The 16,237-nt window shown below is 72.2% G+C and carries 11 protein-coding genes; 3 read left to right on the top strand and 8 right to left on the bottom strand.

Annotated features, from left to right (window positions below):
• The first annotated feature begins 48 nt into the window (after window positions 1-48).
• Both ABEE00_RS18450 and trxA read left to right on the top strand, forming a co-directional pair.
• Window positions 49-666 carry a GNAT family N-acetyltransferase gene (locus tag ABEE00_RS18450; protein WP_345746624.1) on the top strand — a complete coding sequence of 206 codons (618 nt, stop codon included), beginning with the start codon at window positions 49-51 and terminating at the stop codon, window positions 664-666.
• Window positions 667-916: 250 nt separating this feature from the next.
• The gene (gene trxA, locus ABEE00_RS18455; protein WP_345746625.1) at window positions 917-1,249 is read left to right on the top strand and encodes a thioredoxin; all 333 of its coding nucleotides are present in this window, start codon (window positions 917-919) and stop codon (window positions 1,247-1,249) included.
• Between the two features lie 237 nt (window positions 1,250-1,486).
• On the opposite strand, the gene trxB is transcribed toward trxA, so the two are convergent.
• The 6 genes from trxB to ABEE00_RS18485 form a co-directional block, all read right to left on the bottom strand.
• Window positions 1,487-2,476 (bottom strand): thioredoxin-disulfide reductase, encoded by a 990-nt coding sequence (trxB, locus tag ABEE00_RS18460; protein WP_345746626.1) that lies wholly within the window; start codon window positions 2,474-2,476, stop codon window positions 1,487-1,489.
• A 168-nt stretch (window positions 2,477-2,644) separates the two neighbouring features.
• Window positions 2,645-3,721 carry an anti-sigma factor family protein gene (locus tag ABEE00_RS18465; RefSeq protein ID WP_345746627.1) on the bottom strand — a complete coding sequence of 359 codons (1,077 nt, stop codon included), beginning with the start codon at window positions 3,719-3,721 and terminating at the stop codon, window positions 2,645-2,647.
• Window positions 3,718-4,464 (bottom strand): RNA polymerase sigma factor SigM, encoded by a 747-nt coding sequence (sigM, locus tag ABEE00_RS18470; RefSeq protein WP_345746628.1) that lies wholly within the window; start codon window positions 4,462-4,464, stop codon window positions 3,718-3,720. Before sigM ends, ABEE00_RS18465 begins: the two co-directional genes overlap by 4 nt.
• A 73-nt stretch (window positions 4,465-4,537) precedes the next feature.
• A complete protein-coding gene (locus ABEE00_RS18475; protein ID WP_345746629.1) occupies window positions 4,538-6,283 on the bottom strand; it encodes a protein kinase family protein in 1,746 nt (581 codons plus the stop codon).
• A gap of 157 nt (window positions 6,284-6,440) precedes the next feature.
• Window positions 6,441-8,900: a murein biosynthesis integral membrane protein MurJ gene (gene murJ / locus ABEE00_RS18480; protein WP_345746630.1), complete on the bottom strand. Its 2,460-nt coding sequence runs from the start codon at window positions 8,898-8,900 to the stop codon at window positions 6,441-6,443.
• Between the two features lie 37 nt (window positions 8,901-8,937).
• Window positions 8,938-11,373, bottom strand: coding sequence for a DUF6049 family protein (locus ABEE00_RS18485; RefSeq protein ID WP_345746631.1), 2,436 nt, complete (start codon window positions 11,371-11,373; stop codon window positions 8,938-8,940).
• A gap of 278 nt (window positions 11,374-11,651) precedes the next feature.
• Here ABEE00_RS18485 and ABEE00_RS18490 point away from each other — a divergent pair, with 278 nt between their 5' ends.
• Window positions 11,652-13,184, top strand: a complete 1,533-nt coding sequence (locus tag ABEE00_RS18490; protein ID WP_451918614.1) for a CCA tRNA nucleotidyltransferase — start codon at window positions 11,652-11,654, stop codon at window positions 13,182-13,184.
• Window positions 13,185-13,265: 81 nt separating this feature from the next.
• On the opposite strand, the gene ABEE00_RS18495 is transcribed toward ABEE00_RS18490, so the two are convergent.
• Together ABEE00_RS18495 and ABEE00_RS18500 are read right to left on the bottom strand one after the other, a co-directional pair.
• On the bottom strand, window positions 13,266-14,594 hold the full coding sequence (locus tag ABEE00_RS18495) for an MFS transporter (RefSeq protein WP_345746632.1): 1,329 nt from the start codon (window positions 14,592-14,594) through the stop codon (window positions 13,266-13,268).
• Between the two features lie 104 nt (window positions 14,595-14,698).
• On the bottom strand, window positions 14,699-16,189 hold the full coding sequence (locus tag ABEE00_RS18500; protein ID WP_345746633.1) for a glycosyltransferase family 87 protein: 1,491 nt from the start codon (window positions 16,187-16,189) through the stop codon (window positions 14,699-14,701).
• Window positions 16,190-16,237 lie beyond the last annotated feature (48 nt).

Here is a 16,237-nt window from a genome sequence, read left to right on the forward strand (position 1 = left end):
CCGCAGAATTCACCGAACGAGCTGTCGCCCCGTGGATACGATGGATCCATGGGGCGACAGCTCGTTCCGCTCACGCTGGACAACCTTCCCGACCTTCCCAAGCGCTGCCGTAGCTGCGTGTTCTGGGAGCTGGACCCGGTCAACGGCGAGGCCGCCGCGCGCACCGGGCGCCCGGACATGGAGAAGGAGGCCTGGATCTCCGCGGTGCTGCTGGAGTGGGGCTCCTGCGGCCGGGTCGTGTACGTCGACGAGGTGCCAGTGGGCTTCGTGCTCTATGCGCCGCCCGCGTATGTGCCGCGCTCCTTCGCCTTCCCCACCAGCCCGGTGTCGCCGGACGCCGTGCAGTTGATGACGGCCTGGCTGATGCCGGGGTTCCAGGGCCAGGGCCTGGGGCGGGTGATCGTGCAGACGGTCGCGAAGGATCTGCTGCGCAGGGGCTTCAAGGCCATCGAGGCCTTCGGCGACGCGCACTGGAAGGAGCCCGCCTGCATTCTCCCGGCGGATCACCTGCTGGCGGTGGGCTTCAAGACCGTACGGCCGCACCCCAGTTATCCGCGGCTGCGGCTGGAGCTGCGCTCGACCGTGTCCTGGAAGGAGGACATGGAGCGGGCGCTGGACCAGTTGCTCGGCGCCGTGCAGAAGGACCCCGTGCTGCGTCCGCTGTGAAGAGTGCCGAGGGGCGTCGCGAGGGGCGGTCTGGGGCGTCGTGGCGTACGGAGCGGTCGCCGTTTCACGTGAAACGGCGCGTGCTCGCGATGTCGGCGCAGGGGTTCGCCTCTCCCCTGACGTGACTGCCACGCTGTTGGACACGGGGCGTGCGGCCGGGGGAATATCGCCCCGGTGCAGGCTGTTGCGGGTACATGTGCGCAGCGGTTCCATGCCCCGCGCAGCGCGAATGACGAGCAGAGGAGAAGCTGTGGCTGGCGCCCTGAAGGAAGTAACGGACGACACCTTCGAAGCGGACGTCCTGAAGAACGACAAGCCCGTGCTGGTGGACTTCTGGGCGACCTGGTGCGGCCCGTGCCGGCAGATCGCCCCGTCGCTGGAGAAGATCGCCGAGGAGCAGTCGGACAAGATCGATGTCGTGAAGCTGGACGCCGACAAGAACCCCGTCACGATGGCCAGCTACGGCATCATGTCGATGCCGACCCTCGCGGTCTTCCACAAGGGCGAGATGGTCAACCAGATCGTCGGCGCCCGTCCGAAGGCCGGGATCGAGAAGTTCCTCGGGGAGTACATCGGTCAGTGACCGACGGGCGGCTCCGGGCCTTCGCACCGGCGCGTACGGCTGCCTCCCCAGCACTGCCCCGCGGCACAGGCCGCGGGGCAGTCGCATGTCGGGGGCCGGTCACGCCGGAAGGGCAACCGGTCACGCGGAAGGGCACCCGGTCACGCCGGAAGGGCACCGGGACCCGGGCAACGGCTGAGCCCCCTCGCCGTGTGGCGAGGGGGCTCAGTGCGTTCGGTGCCGTCGGCGGCCGGTGCCTCAGACCGCGGCGGCGGCCTCCGCTGCCTTCTCCGGCTCCTCGGCCTTCGCGGCGTCCACGAGGGAGGAGAGGAAGCGCTCGGCGTCGAGGGCGGCGGAGCAGCCGGTGCCCGCGGCGGTGATCGCCTGCCGGTAGGTGTGGTCGACGACGTCGCCCGCGGCGAAGACGCCCGGGATGTTCGTACGGGTCGAGGGGGAGTCGACCTGGACGTAGCCCTCCTCGTCGAAGTCGAGCACGCCCTTGAACAGCTCGACCCGCGGGTCGTGGCCGATCGCCACGAACAGGCCGGTGACCGGCAGCTCGCGGGTCTCGCCGTTCGTCGTGTCGCGGAGGGTCAGGCCGGAGAGCTTGCCCTCCTTCTCGTGGATCTCGGCGACCTCGCTGTTCCAGGCGAACTTGATCTTCGGGTCGGCGAAGGCGCGCTCCTGCATGGCCTTGGAGGCGCGCAGGGTGTCGCGGCGGTGCACGATCGTGACCGACTTGGCGAAGCGCGAGAGGAAGGTGGCGTCCTCCATCGCGGTGTCGCCGCCGCCCACCACGGCGATGTCCTGCTCGCGGAAGAAGAAGCCGTCGCAGGTGGCGCAGTAGGAGACGCCGCGGCCGGACAGCTCGTCCTCACCCGGGAGGTTCAGCTTGCGGTGCTGGGAGCCGGTGGAGACGATCACGGTGCGGGCGCGGTGCACGGTGCCCTCGGAGTCCGTGACGGTCTTGATCTCGCCGGACAGGTCGACGGAGGCCACGTCGTCCGGAATCAGCTCGGCGCCGAAGCGCTCGGCCTGGGCGCGCATCTGGTCCATCAGCTCGGGGCCCATGATGCCGTCCTGGAAACCGGGGTAGTTCTCCACCTCGGTGGTGTTCATGAGTGCGCCGCCCGCGGTGACGGAGCCCTCGAAGACCAGCGGCTTCAGCGACGCTCGGGCGGTGTAGAGCGCGGCGGTGTAGCCTGCCGGCCCGGAGCCGATGATGATCACGTTTCGGACGTCGCTCACGGGAGCCTTCCTTGTCTGCCGACTGTGTTCCGGGCGTTCCGGGGGCTCCGGAGAACCGGGGCCTCCGCGGGGCGTTCACCCCACCCAACGGATACTAAAGGGCAGACATTCCCACACCGTCCCTGCCGGGCGACAGCGCCCCGAACGGGGACGGGCGCGTCCGCCGGCTCAGTTCTTCGGGTAGGTGCGCTCCAGCAGCAGCTTGCCGGGATCGGCGGATTCGGCGCCGACGCAGGACTTGTCGACCACGTACACGTCGACCTTGTGCTGGTCCCCGCCGCGGTTCGGGAGCACCACCAGGTAGCCGGAGCCCTTCCCGTAGCGCGCCTTCTCGTCGGTGGCGAGCGGCGACTCCGGGGAGCCCGGTGTGCCGCCGCGCGCCTTGTCGATGCTCTCGCGCACACAGGACGGCACCGTGTCCGCGCCGCCGCGCAGCGGTTTCTCGCCCGCGCTCGGGGTGGCGGGGCTCTGCTTGGTGTCGAGCCGCGGCGTGCGGGACGCCTCGGCGCCGGGGGAGTCCAGGAGCGAGTGCACCTGCTTCTTGAGCGCGGTCTCGTTCGGGCCGCTCGCGGTGGGCTGGCCGCCGCCCATGTTCTGCAGGAGTACGCCGCCGATGCCGAGGACGCCGACGAGACCGGCGGCCGCGAGCAGCATCCGACGCGAGCGCCGGGGCCTGCGGGGGGAGCCGTCGCGGCTCGGGCCGGTGTGGCCGCGCGGGCGGCCGGGGGGCCGTTCCGCCGCCGCCGCGGTGCGGGGGCGGCGCTCGGTTTCACGTGAAACGAGGCGCGCCGCGTGGTCCCCGGAGCGGTCCCCGGCGTCCGTACCGGCGCGGTCAGCGGTGCCCTCACCACTGCCCTCGTACGCCGTGCCGTCCGCGCTCGCGGCCTGCTCCTCGTCGCGTACCGCCGTGCCGCCGGCGCGGATGCGGGCCGCCGCCTCCGCCGCGCTCTCCGCGCCGTCCTCGGGGGCCGTCGAGTCGAGCAGCGCCTCGGCCGCCAGGGCCGCGTCGATGCGCCCCGCGAGCTCGGCCGGCATGGCGGGCGGTCCCGGCAGTGTGCCGAGGACGTCGCGGATCTCGTCCAGCGAGGTCCGTACGTCGGCGCACAGTGCACAGTCGGCGAGGTGGGCGCGCACGTCGGAGGAGCGTTCCGGCGACAGCAGCCCCTCGGCGAGAGCGGAGATCTCGGCGACCTCGGGGTGCTCGTCGGTATCGGAGGCACCGGACGTGAAGGGGGTGGATGTCATGTGGTTCCTCCTCCCTTCACGGCTCCGGATGGTCCTCTGGTGTCCCTTGCCTCTGGGACGGATGTCCCCTGGGTCCGGTTCCTTCCCTTCCCCGGAGGCTGCGTACCCCCTTCTTCTGGGGCATTCGGGCGCAGGTGGGTGAGGAGTGGCAGCAGTCTGGCCCGGCCGCGCGCGCAGCGGCTCTTGACGGTGCCGACGGCGACGTCCAGCACCTCGGCGGCCTCGGCGACCGGATAGCCCTGCATGTCGACGAGGACCAGCGCGGCGCGCTGCTCCTCCGGGAGTTCGCCGAGCGCGGCGATCAACTGCCGGTGCAGATCCTGGCGTTCCGCGGGGACCGCGGCCGACTCGTGTGGGTCCAGGAGCGCGTCGAGGCGCTCGGTGTCGTCGGTCAGGGCCGTACGCCGCGAGGCCGCCTTGCGCGCGCGGTCCAGGCAGGCGTTGACGGTGATGCGGTGCAGCCAGGTGGTGACCGCCGACTGCCCGCGGAAGGTGTGGGCCGCGCGGTAGGCGGAGACGAGGGCGTCCTGCACCGCGTCGGCCGCCTCCTCGCGGTCCCCCAGGGTGCGCAGGGCGACGGCCCAGAGGCGGTCGCGGTGGCGGCGCACGATCTCGCCGAACGCGTCGGGGTCGCCCTCGACGTGGCGGGCGAGGAGCTCTCTGTCGTCGGCCGACGCCGTGTCCGCAGGGTCTGCGGACCGCTCGCCGCGGCGTGCCGTGCCGTCGCCGCGGTCACCGCTCACCGTCTGCCCCTCCCTCTCGTCCTGCGCCGCCTCTCGGGCCGGACGCCTCCCCGCCTTCTTCCCGGCTCACCGGTCAGCTGCGTACCTCGACCTCCGAAAGGCGGCCGCGGTACGCGCCGCCGCCCGTGTCGGACTGCGGCAGCTTGGTCAGCCACAGCAGCACGTACTGCGTCTTGATCGGCTTCTTGGCCTTGAGCGTCAGCGTCTCGGCCGAACCGCTGCTGACCTTGGTGAACGCATTGAGCTGCGTGGGCATCTCGGTGGTGCTCTGCGGCGCCGCGAGGAAGCTCGCCGAGGTCTTGCCCATGAAGTTGGCCTTGATCTGGCTGACCTGCCGCGGCTTGCCGAGGTCGAGGATCAGGCCGACGCCGTCCTTGAGATTCCCGAAGTTGGGCTGGCCGTAGTAGTTGTTGGTCAGCCAGTACGTCGACGGGTCCTTGTCGTGGGCGTCGCCGGTGCTGTCCGGGTTCTCCGCGCCGTCGCCCTGCGGGTCGAAGTCCTTGGCGCCCTCGATCGGCACGATCTTGCCGCCGGGCTTCGCGCCCTGGCCCTGCGCCGTGCTGGTGCCCTCGCCCGGGTTGTCGCCCTTGAGCAGGGTGTCGGCGACCTGCCAGCTCCCCAGGCCCAGCGCGGCGATCAGCAGCGCCGAGACGCTCCACTTGAGGACCTTGCCGGTGCGCCCGGGGAGGGCCGGCGGCGCCTGGGTGTCGGCGGGGCCGCGGCGGCCGTTGCCGGAGGACGCGGTGGCGGCCGCGCCGTCGGCGCCGTACGCGCCCTGCTGGTAGGTGGTGCGCTGGTACGGAGCGGGCGCGGTGTACGCGGGCTCGGGCGGGGGGATGCGGGGCATCGCGGCGACGGCCGCCGCCAGCTCCTCCGGGGTGGTGCAGGGCGGCTGCTCGCTGGAGGCGGTGGCGCCGTCGTTGACGAGGGCGCGCATCGTGAGCGCGGAGAGGCCGCGGTGGACACCGGCGCGCACCTGGTCGGGGGCGACCAGCGAGTCCTTGGCCAGCGAGCCGATGCCGGGCAGCCCGTACGCGTCGTTCTCGTACGGCCAGCGCTGGGTGAGCGAGGCGTACAGCAGCGCGCCGATGGCCTCGGTGTCGGCCTGCTGCGGGGTGTCGCTGGTGATCCCGCGCAGCGCGGCGTTCACGGCGAGCCCCCGCACCCGGTACTGCCCGCTCCCGGTGCGCAGCACGGCCGCGGGGTCGAGGCGCAGATGCGCCAGGCCCTCGCGGTGTGCGGAGGTCAGCGCCTGGGCGAGCTGGCCCGCGAGCTGGTACGCCTCGTGCGGCTCCAGCGGTGCGACGGCGAGCAGCTCGCTCAGCGGGGTGGCGTCGGGCAGCCACTCGTGGACGACGTAGACGAGGTCGCTCTCCTCGACGGCGTCCAGCACCTGCACGAAGCGGGGGTCGCCGAGGAGCGCCGTGGAGCGCGCGGCGGCGAGCACGTGCCGGGCTCTGGGGTGGCCAGCCGGCAGCAGGTGGACGCCGACGGCGCGGCGCAGCTTCTCGTCGACGGCACGCCAGCTACTGAATCCGTCCAGACGGGTGAGGCACTCCTCCAGGCGGTAGCGCCGGGCGAGCTTGTGGCCGCTGTGCAGTTCGGTAGGGCCTTCCGTCGCGGAAGGCGGCATGCCGGAGTCATCGGTGCCGCCTTCGCCTCTGGTGGTGCCGGTGTGGGCCGGGTCCGCAGGGGACCCGGTGCGGCCGTTCGCGTCCGTCGCTCCGTCGGCCGTGGCCCCGTTCTCGCGGGCGGGCAGCGGCGTCTGCTCGCCGCCCGTCTCGGCCACGTCGACGGCAGCCGTACTCCGTTCCGCCACCGTCGTTCCTGCCTCCCCATTCGTTGCGGCCACTCTTCGAAACAGCCGGAAACAATTGTGCCCACAGTCCGCGGCTCTGCACGACACACTGTGGCGGACGAGAGCGGTGCCCGGTCGGCCGCCCCCGGAGTGGGCGAGGCCAGACCGGGCATTCCGGTCACCGGCCGAGGCGGGCGCGGACCATGCCGACCATCGCCGTCATTTCCTCGATCCGCATCCGCTTCGCCGCTAGGACGAAAACCGCGCCCAATACGATCCCTCCCGCGAGCACCGAAAGCACCGAACCGAGCAGGCCGCTGCCGAGCCCCTGGGTGATTCCGTAGACGACGGCCCCGGCGGCCGCGGTCGCCGGGACGCTCGCGCCGGCCAGCCGGATGTACGTACGCAGGACCCGTGAGCCGTCCAGGTCGCCGCCCAGCCGCTTGCTGAGGCGGCGCCAGGCGACGCCGACGCCGATGATGTACGCGAGACCGTAGGAGGCGGCCATGCCGACGACGGCCCAGCGGGCGGGCAGCAGCAGGAAGCAGGCCGCGGAGGCGACCGCGTTCACCGCGGCGACGATCACCGTGTTGAAGAACGGCGTGCGGGTGTCCTCGTACGCATAGAAGGCGCGCAGCACCACGTACTGCACCGAGAAGGGGATCAGGCCCAGGCCGAAGGCCATCAGCGCGTACCCCATGGCCTGCGCGGACTCGGTGCCGGACGAGCCGTAGATGAAGGTGCACAGCGGGACGCCGATGGCGAGGAAGCCGAAGGCGATCGGGACGATGGCGACCGCGGAGTTGCGCAGGCCCTGCGAGATGTCCTCGCGGACGGCCCCGGTGTCCCCGTCGTTGGCGGCGCGGGAGAGGCGCGGCAGCAGGGCCGCCATGACGGAGACGGTGATGATCGCCTGCGGCATGTTCCAGATGAGCTGGGCCTGCGAGTAGGTGGTGTAGCCGGCGCCCGCGAAGCCCTCCTTGATCGCGCTGGAGTTTGCCCAGGTGGAGAGCTGGATGACGACCAGGTTGCCGGCCTGGTTGGCGAGCACGAAGAGGATCGTCCACTTGGCGAGCCTGGCGGCCTTGCCGAGTCCGTGGCCCTTCCAGTCGAAGCGGGGGCGGATGCGGAAGTCGGCGGCCCGGAGGTACGGGATCATCGCGAGGGACTGCACGACCAGGCCGAGCAGGGTGCCGACGCCCAGCAGCCGCACCGCCTCGGGCGGGATGTTGTCCACCGTCAGGTGCGAGTTGGCGTTGGTGCCGTACACCCACAGGAACATGCCGACGGTGCCGAGGATGACGATGTTGTTGAGGACCGGGGTCCACATCATCGCGCCGAACCGGCCGCGTGCGTTGAGGATCTGGCCCATCACCACATGGATGCCCATGAAGAAGATGGACGGCAGGCAGTACCTGACGAAGGTCACGGTGATCTCGTTGGCCTGCGGGTCGCTGGCCAGCTTGACCGACATCATGCGCACGACCAGCGGCGCGGCGAAGACCGCGACGACCACCAGCGCGCCGAGGATCACGGCGACCAGGGTGAGCAGCCTGTTCGCATACGCCTCGCCGCCGTCCTCGTCCTCCTTCATCGCGCGCACGAGCTGCGGCACGAAGACGGAGTTGAGGCCGCCGCCGACGGTGAGCATGTAGAGCATCGTCGGGACGGTGATCGCGGTCTGGTACGAGTCGCCGAGCAGGGCGGTGCCGACCGCGGCGACGATCGCGGCGGAGCGGATGAAGCCGGTGAGCCGGGAGACCATGGTGCCCGCCGCCATCACGGCGCTGGACTTGAGCAGCCCGCCGCCGCCCGGCTTGGCCGGAGCCGCGGCCTCCTCGGCCTCCACCTGCGGGGTCTGCGCCGTGCGCTCCGACTCGGCGAACGCCTCGAGGCCGCTCACGGGCGCCGGGCCGAACTGGCCCTCGCCGTACTGGCCGCCGCCGTACTGCCCGCTGCCGGGGTGGCCGCCGCCGGGCTGGCCGGAGCCGGGGTGCGCGCCGAACTGGCCTTGCCGCGAGCCCTGTTGAGCGCCGTGCCGGTCCGCCGCCTGGGGCGCGCCGTGCTGCGCTTGCTGTGTGCCCTGCTGTGCGCCCTGCGCGGCTCCGTACGGGCCTGCCTGGGGTCCGGGCTGGCCTGGCTGGCCGGCGCGGCCCTGGTCGCGGTAGAGGTGCGCGAAGGCGTCCTGCTGGCGCCCGCGGGCGCGCGGGTCCTCGTGCTCCTCGCCGGGCGCGCGGCTGATCAGCTCGTCGACGCCGGTGAAGCGGACGGTGGAGGGGTCGTCGCCGTACGGCAGATTGCGCGAGGGCCCCGCGTCCGGCTCGGGGGCCGGGGTGGGGGCCCAGCGCTGCGGGTCGGGGGCGTGCGCGCCGGGCTGCGGCTGCTGGTAGAGCGCATGGGGGTCGGGCACGGCGCCGGGGGGCGGCGGGGGGTGCGCCGCGCGGTCGTACAGCGCGTCGTGCACCGGGTCCTGGGAGGAGGGGTCGCGGTCTTCGTACGGGTCGCGGGCGTACGCGTCGTCCACATACGGGTTCTCCGGCGGCTGCTGGCCGCCGGGGTGCCCGCCGCGCGGATCCTGCGGGGGCCCTGCTCCCTCGCCGGGATTCCGGCCCTGGTCACCGTCGTACGGTGCGTTCATCGCTGCCTCTACCCCTGCCCCTGTTCGCCCGGCTGACTCAACGCTCCACTTTCTCACCCGGGGACGACGGGCCGGTGCTTTCCCCGCCGGTGTCGTCCTGGTGTGCGGAGCCGCCGGCGTCCGGGTCCTTCGTGTCCTTGCCCCCGTTGTCCCAGCCTGTGCCGTCCCGGTCCGTACCGTCCTGCCCGCCGCCGGTCTCGCTGCCGCCGTCGCCCTTGTCGTCCACGCCCTCGTCGGACGTGCCCCCGCCCGCGGGCTCCAGCGGAGCGTCCGGGTCGGGCGCCGGGTTTCCGCGGCGCTTGCGCTGGGTGTACATCCGCACGCCGGCGAGCACCACGAGCAGGATGCCGCCCGCGATCACGAGCAGCACCGTGCCGGTGATCGAGGTGACGTTGACCTGGAAGCGCATCGGCTTCCCGTACGGCCTGCCGTCCTTGGTGTAGAGCTGCGCGGTCACGTACGAGCGGCCGTTGGCGTTGGCCGTGGTGTCGAACTTGACCGACTGGCTGTGCCCGCCGTCCACCCGTACCTGCTTCGCCTCGCCCACGTCGAGGCCGATGCGGCGGCTCGACTGGAGCCGGAGCTCGAGGCCGTCCACGCCCTGCACGAGGTTGTTCTGCACGGTGACCGGGATGGTCGCGCTGCGTCCCGAGAGCGTGATCGGCGACTTCTGGATCAGGTGCACCTTCTTGGTGAGCCCGGTCAGATAGCTCTGCACCGACTGCCGGAACTGCTCGGCGCTGCGCGGGTGCCCGCGCCAGGAGTTGGAGACGGCGCGGTCCATCGCGGTGCCGAAGGGGGTGATGACGCGGTAGTCGAGCGTCAGGATGCCCTGGAAGTACTCCAGTGTGCCCTTGGTGTGCCGCAGCTCCTCGTACGCCGACCTGGGCAGCTCCTGCTTGCGCAGTGAGGAGGGGTACGAGGCGGGGCTGGGCACCTGGCGGCTGGCGTTGGGGTCGGGCTTGGCCTTGGCCGCGTCGCTGAGGTCGCTGCCCTCGGTCCAGTGCCCGTTCGTGTTCAGCGCGCTGAGCGCGGCGGCCATCGCCTGGGCCTGCGCCGCGGTGGGCATCCGCTGCGGGGCCACCACGATGTCGCGCTGCTTGGTGGGCACCTGGTCGGTGAGCGCCTGGGTGTCGGCGAGGAACTTCTGCACGGCCTTCGAGGACTGCCCCGGCTCCGAGAGGTCGCCCTCGAAGGCGCGGGAGAGCCCCGCGTCGGCGGCCAGCGCCGTGGTGCCGCCGCCGACGGGGCGGGCCGAGGTGGGCGAGTAGGAGAGCGCGGTGTCCCGGAGGCTGTCGCTGCGCGCGATCACGTTGTGCGCGCCGGCCGAGGTGGCCACGTCGACGATGGAGGAGTCGACCGCGCCCTCCTTGGGCCAGGCGAAGTCGGTGCGCGGCCTGGTGTGCAGGATCGTCTGCACGGTGTCGGAGGCCAGCGAGGTGGCGGGGCGCAGGTGGGAGAGGGCGCCGGGGACGGACTTGCCGTTGTGCGCGAGCGAGGCGAGGTCGGGGTCGGCGAACGGGAGCGCGACGACCTCCTCGCCCTTCACGGAGTCCTGGAGGTCCTCCAGGAACTTCCGCGCATACGCCTGGCCCTTGCCCTCCTTGGTGCCGCCGTCGCCGGTCTCGACCAGATAGCGCTTGGTCATCGCCTCGACCGTGGCGAGCAGATCGGGGTCGAGCACCCAGGTGACCGGGAGGTCCTTGCCGAGGGTCACCATCTGCTGGAGCCGCCCGCCGGGGGCGATCTCGCGGGCCAGCCTGTCGTCGCGGAAGATCGGTGTCTGCTGCTTGTCCGACTCGGTCTGCGCGGTCATGTGCGTCGAGGTGACCAGCGGCCACATGTAGCTGAGCTTGGTCTTGTTCTGCGCGTCGGCGGTCTTCCAGGGGAGGAAGGAGCGCTCGATGCCGAGCGGCTGCTCGTACGGCCGGGCGCGGGTCTTGCCGGTGAGCAGGACGCCGAGCTGATACACCCCGTCCTTGCCGAGGCCCAGCTTGTCGACCGGGATCTTCAGCGAGAAGGAGCGGCTGGCGCCGGGCGCGATCTGGCCGATCTTCTCGGTGTACTTGGCGCCGCCCGCCTGTCTGCCGTCGGCCGCCGGGATGTAGCCCTTGCGCTCGGCCGCCTGGTCGATGTCGCTGCGGCTGTCGAGGGTGGGCCCGACGTGCAGCCCCACCTTGCCGGTGGTGATGGGCGAGCTGCCCTTGTTGGTGAGGGTGCCCGTGACGCTGAGGGTGTCGTCATCGTCGGGGGCGTTGGGGGTGAGGGTGTTGATGGACACCTCAGCCGTGCGCGATCCGCTGCCCTCGCCGCCGGTGGACGGTGCCGTGTGCGCGGCGGCCGTCGCGGGTGCGGCGGGTGCGATGACCCCGCCGAGCACGGGCGCGGTGGCGAGCAGAGCGGTCGCGGTCCTCCGCAGCCACCGGCGGCGGGGAGCGGTCGGGGTGCCCTGGGTCTCAGCCGCCTCGGCCACGCGCTCGTCCGTCCCGTCGTGTCGTGGTGTACGTACAGGTCTCGATGGTCTCGATGGTGGGGTGCTCGTAGTTCTGGGCCCCTGATGGTAACGATGCCTCACCTGTGGAAGTGCCGCGGTGTGCGCCTGTTCGCGACTGTGGCTGGACAGCGGCCCCATGCTGCCGCCCCACCGGGAGCCTCCGGGCGGCGAACAGGTACAGAGCTGTTACGTGGGCGGGGTGCGGGCGCGGGGTGCGGGGCCTTCGCGGGGGAGCCGGACACGTACCCTGTGCTGTCGTGCCGAACGCCAACGAATCCAGCCAGCAGACCCCCGCTCAGAGCCCCGCGCAACCGCAGCGGGTGCGCCCGGAGCAGCACACGAAGGAACAGCTCAGCGCCGCTCAGCGCCGCGCCGTAGCCGAGTTGCTGCGGGTCTCCCCCGTGGCGGACGACCTGGCGGAGCGCTTCCAGCGGGCCGGGCACACCCTGGCGCTGGTCGGCGGCTCGGTGCGGGACGCGCTGCTGGGGCGGCTCGGCAACGACCTGGACTTCACCACGGACGCCCGCCCCGAGGCCGTGCTGGAGATCGTGCGGCCGTGGGCCGACGCCGTGTGGGACGTGGGCATCGCCTTCGGGACGGTCGGCTGCGTGAAGGACAGCGTGCAGGACGGCGTGCGGCAGCGCATGCAGATCGAGATCACCACGTACCGCTCGGAGGCGTACGACCGCACCTCGCGCAAGCCCGAGGTGTCCTACGGCGACTCCATCGAAGAGGACCTGGTGCGCCGCGACTTCACGGTGAACGCCATGGCGGTGTCGCTGCCGGAGAAGACCTTCGTCGACCCGCACGGCGGCCTGGACGACCTGGCGCGGCGGGAGCTGCGCACGCCGGGCACGCCGCAGGAGTCCTTCTCCGACGACCCGCTGCGGATGATGCGCGCCGCGCGCTTCGCGGCCCAGCTCGACTTCGGGGTGGACGAGGACGTCGTCGCCGCGATGCGGGAGATGGCCGACCGGATCGGCATCGTCTCGGCCGAGCGGGTGCGCGACGAGCTCAACAAGCTGCTGCTCTCCGCGCATCCGCGCAAGGGCCTGCGGCTGCTGGTGGAGACAGGTCTGGCGGATCACGTCATTCCGGAGATTCCGGCTATGCGTCTGGAACGGGACGAACACCACCGGCACAAGGACGTGTACGAGCACTCGCTGACCGTCCTGGAGCAGGCCATCGACCTGGAGGAGGACGGGCCCGATCTGACGCTGCGGCTCGCGGCGCTGCTGCACGACATCGGCAAGCCGAGGACCCGGCGCTTCGAGGGCGACGGGAAGGTCTCCTTCCACCACCACGAGGTGGTCGGCGCGAAGATGACCAAGAAGCGGATGACCGCGCTGAAGTACAGCAACGAGATGATCAAGGACGTCTCGCGGCTGGTGGAGCTGCATCTGCGCTTCCACGGGTACGGCACGGGCGAGTGGACCGACTCCGCGGTGCGCCGCTATGTGCGGGACGCGGGACCGCTGCTGTCCCGGCTGCACAAGCTGACCCGCTCCGACTGCACGACCCGCAACAAGCGCAAGGCCCAGGCGCTGTCGCGCGCGTACGACGGGCTTGAGGAGCGGATCGCGCGGCTCCAGGAGCAGGAGGAGCTGGACGCGATCCGGCCCGACGTGGACGGCAACGAGATCATGCGGATCCTCGGCATCGCGCCGGGCCCCGAGGTCGGCGCCGCCTACCGGCACATGCTCGAACTGCGTCTGGAGCACGGCCCCATGGAGCACGACCAGGCGGTGGCCGCGCTCAAGGAGTGGTGGGCGGCACAGCAGGAGGGCTGAGCCCTTCGCGCGGAGCCCGCGCGCACCGAGCGCGACCGTGCCGCCCGCCGACCGCGTACCGGCCTCATCGACCGCTTCGGCTCACCGTTCCACGGCCCCTGTTTCACGTGAAACAGGGGCCGTTCCGCGATGCCGGAACATGGCGAGGGCGACCGCCGCATAGAGCACGGCGACCATCGCGACGAGCGCGGCCGACCGTCCGTCCGCCGGCAGTATCAGCGCGGCCATCCCGGCGGCGGCCACGAACGCGGCGTTGAAGAGCATGTCGTAGAGGGAGAAGATCCGCCCCCGGTACGCGTCCTCGACCGAGGACTGCACGGCGGCGTCCGCGGTGATCTTCGCCCCCTGGGTCACCAGGCCGAGGACGAACGCGGCGAGCAGCACCGGCACCGGCGCGAAGGAGAGCATCAGCGAGGGCTCCACCACGGCGGCCACCGCCGCGCAGCTCGCCAGCCACCCGAACCGGCCCAGCCTGCCGACCGCCCCCGGGGTGAGCAGCGCCGCGACGAAGAAGCCGAGCCCCGAGGCGGCGAGCGCGAGCCCGAGTAGCTGGAGCCCGTCCCGCGCGTCGGCGCCCTCCACTCCCTCGATGCCGCCGGTCCACGCGTACCGGCAGAGCATCAGCACCGTGACGGTCAGCGCGCCGAAGCAGAAGCGCATCACCGTGACCGCGGCCAGCGCGCGGGCGGCGGTGCGCCGCTCGGCGAGGTGGCGTACGCCGTCGAGGAGGCCGCGTGCCGTTCCGACGAGGGCGGTGGACAGCCGCAGGCGTACGGCGACCGGTCCAGGGCCCAGCAGGTCCCGGCCCATGCGCAGCGCGGTGAGCCCGGCGAGCAGGTAGAGGACCGCGGCGACGCCGACCACCGCGGCGTTCGAGCCGGCGCCCGCCGTGGGCAGCGCGAGGCGGACGGCGAAGGCGACGCCGCCGCCGGTGGTGGCGGCGAGCGTTCCGGCCGTCGGGGAGAGGGAGTTGGCGACCACGAGCCGCTCCTCGTCGACCACCCGGGGCAGTGCGGCGGAGAGCCCGGCGAGGATGAAGCGGTTCACCGCGGTGACCGAGAGCGCGGAGAGGTAGAAGAGCCACTGCGGCGGGGAGCCCAGTACGAGGGCGGCGGTGCCGGCGGCGAGCACGGCGCGCAGCAGGTTCCCGTAGAGCAGCACCTGGCGGCGGCGCCAGCGGTCCAGGAGGACGCCGGCGAAGGGGCCGAGCAGCGAGTAGGGGAGCAGCAGCACCGCCATGGCTGAGGCGACGGCCGCGGGGGACGACTCCTTCTCCGGGGAGAAGACGACGTAGGCGGCGAGCGCCACCTGGTAGACGCCGTCGGCGAGCTGGGAGAGGAGCCGGACGCCGAGCAGTCGCTGGAAGCCAGGGAACTGCAGGAGCGTACGGAGATCACCGGCGGCGGACATGGGGCCAGCGTCACATACCGGGGCCGGATTTCCCGCCGGGTGTGCGGCGCCGTTTCACGTGAAACGGCGCCGCACGCGGAGTCGGCCCGGCGTCGGGTCCGAGATCAACTGCCGTGTCCGGAGCGCCTGTTGAAGCCCCAGCGCACCGAACCGGTGCTCGCGGAGCCCTCGGTGTCCTCCGCCGAGGTCCCGCGCCGGCGGCCGCTGAGGAGGGCGAAGACGTCGGGGGCGCGGTCCAGCACGCCGCCTCCGGGGTCGTCCGAGCCGTCCCTGCGCACCGGGTCGCGCTCGGGGTAGAGGGCGTCGCGGACCACCAGGGCGCACAGGTAGAGGGTGCCGAGGACGTGGAGGAGGATCGCGAGCTGGTAGCCGTCGGTGGGCAGGCCCTGGTGCTTGTCGCCGCTGTTGGTGTAGGCGAGGTACATCCAGATCCCGAGGAAGTAGCCCACCTCGCAGGCCTGCCAGACGAGGAAGTCCCGCCAGCGGGGCCGGGCCAGCACCGCGAGGGGGGTCAGCCAGAGCACGTACTGCGGCGAGTAGACCTTGTTGGTGAGGACGAAGAGGGCCACCACCAGGAAGCAGAGCTGGGCCAGCCGCGGGCGGCGCGGCGCGCACAGCGTGAGCGCGAGGATGGCCACGCAGCCGAGCAGCATGAGCACGGTGCCCAGGGTGTTCGCCGCGCCGTTGAGGTCGGCCCCGGTGGACTGGCTGATCAGCAGCCAGATCGAGCCGAAGTCCACGGGGCGCTCCTGGCTGAAGGTGTAGAACTTCGACCAGCCCTCCGGCGCCAGCAGCATCACGGGCAGATTGACGCAGGCCCAGGCGAGCAGTGCGGCGCCCAGGGTGCGCGCGTACACCCGCAGCTTTCCGGCACGCCAGCACAGCGCCAGCAGCGGCCCGAGCAGCAGCACGGGGTAGAGCTTGGCCGCGGTCGCCAGGCCGATCAGCACCCCGGCGGCGACCGTGCGGCTGCGGGACCACATCAGCAGCGCGGCGGCGGTGAGCGCCACGGCGAGCAGGTCCCAGTTGATGGTCGCGGTGAGCGCGAAGGCCGGGGCGAGGGCGACCAGCAGGGCGTCCCAGGGGCGGTTCCTGTGGGTGCGGGCCGCGCACACGGCGACGACGGCGGCGCAGGCCATGAGCAGGCCGGCGTTGACCATCCAGTAGATCTGCTCGCGGTCCTGGATCGATCCGCTGCCCGGCGTCAGCCAGGCGGCGACCTCCATGAACAGGCCGGTCAGCACGGGGTATTCGAGATACGCCATGCCGCCGGAGACGGCGTCGGGGATGCGGTCGAAGTACGGGACGAGGCCGTCGGCGAAGCCGCGGCCCTGGAAGAGGTGCGGGATGTCGGAGTAGCAGGCGTGCACGTACTGGCTGTTCTGGCCGGTGAACCAGCCGCCGTTCCAGCAGGGCAGCTTCTGCACCATGCCGAGCGCGAACATGCCCAGCATCACCAGGGCGACCGTGCGTGCCGGAGACCACCAGTCGCGCCCCGGGGCCGCCTGCCGCCTGCCCGCCGGGCCTCCGATCAGCTCGCTGCCCGCCGCGGCGACTTCGTCCTCCTCGGTGGGCCGGGTCTGCGTGCTCGTCATGGGGCACATCCTGCCGTACGGGGTCCGCTCGCGCGGGAGCTCCCCCGG

Origin of the sequence: Streptomyces odontomachicola (assembly GCF_039605595.1) — a bacterium.
Classification (GTDB): Bacteria; Actinomycetota; Actinomycetes; order Streptomycetales; family Streptomycetaceae; genus Streptomyces.